Below are 231 nucleotides of genomic sequence, written 5' to 3' on the forward strand. Positions count from 1 at the left end.
GTCGACAACGGGTCTTCGGCGAGGGACAGATCCGCAAGGTAATGGCTCAATTACGCCAGCTCGGCCTGATGAATACTCACCGTGGGGCCGACCAGCTGTGTCGGGAAATCAACACCGCCCAGTAGTTTGGCGAAGGCTGGCAGTTGCAAGGATTTGCTCGAATACAGAAGCACGGCGCGGGGTTTGTGGTGCTCCACCGCCAGGGCAAATTCGCCGGCAGGCAGCGGCCAG

1 pseudogene is annotated in these 231 nt (G+C 60.6%); it reads right to left on the minus strand.

Annotated features, from left to right (window positions below):
• Window positions 1–50: 50 nt before the first annotated feature.
• A pseudogene (locus ACFZPT_RS27165) lies at window positions 51–231 on the minus strand (helix-turn-helix-type transcriptional regulator); the annotation flags it as partial.

It is taken from the genome of Pseudomonas sp. MD330_10, from assembly GCF_042610415.1.
In the GTDB taxonomy this organism is placed as follows: Bacteria; Pseudomonadota; Gammaproteobacteria; order Pseudomonadales; family Pseudomonadaceae; genus Aquipseudomonas; species Aquipseudomonas rhodesiae.